General features: G+C 65.3%; 2 protein-coding genes. Both read right to left on the bottom strand.

All coding sequences use genetic code 11. The features are described 5' to 3' along the window. Positions 1-233: helix-turn-helix domain-containing protein (locus ACT3UN_RS16540; protein ID WP_444657671.1), on the bottom strand; the 233-nt coding region annotated here is incomplete at its 3' end. 32 nt (positions 234-265) lie between these two features. After that, positions 266-697 (bottom strand): recombinase family protein (locus tag ACT3UN_RS16535; RefSeq protein ID WP_444657670.1); only part of this gene is annotated, 432 nt, incomplete at its 5' end.

The following is a 697-nucleotide window of genomic DNA, read 5'->3' as shown; positions in this document are numbered from 1 at the left end:
CTGGTGAGTCCGAGGTGTCCGATGTAGGTGACCAGTTCCGCGGATATGCGATGTGCCCCGGAGTCGGATCGTGTGGTGGTGCGTAGGCCGCGGATTCCGTCGGCCCGGTAGCGGGCAGCCCACCGGGATAGAGTGCGGGTACTAACGCCGGTGGTTCGTGCCAGGTCGGTCAGGGTGATGCCGTCTTCGATGTGGAGCCGGAGGATCTCCCAGCGCTGCATCTCGTCCGTCACCATCACCTCACGACCGGGTCATTATGCCCGTGTCAGGCGGGCAGTGCTGACTGTCGTCGTTTGGCGCCCTGCAGATGGCGATAGAGTGTCGCCCTCGACCAGCCGACCATGCTCGCGGCGTCTTCGGCACTACGGCCTTTGGCCCTCTCCTCGGCGACGATAGCGAGCTTGCGGTCGACCACCTCGGGATCCACAGGTGGTCGGCCGAAGCGGGTGCCCTGGGCTTTCGCTGCGGCGATGCCGGCGTTGACGCGTTCGGTGATCAGTTCTCGTTCGTACTCGGCCAGGGTGCCGAGCATCCCGAGCATCAACCGGCCCGAGGACGTCTCCGGGTCGATGCCGTCAGAGACCGATTTGATCTTCACGTCTCGTTCGCGCAGCAGGTTCACTGTGTTGAGTACGTCGAGCAGGGATCGGCCCAGCCGGTCGATGCGCCACACCACCACCGTGTCCCCGGGTTGGGC

It is taken from the genome of Corynebacterium sp. AOP12-C2-36 (assembly GCF_052379185.1).
GTDB lineage: Bacteria > Actinomycetota > Actinomycetes > Mycobacteriales > Mycobacteriaceae > Corynebacterium.
The sequence above is the reverse complement of the archived record's forward strand: the minus strand, read 5'-3'. Positions and strand labels throughout refer to the sequence as shown.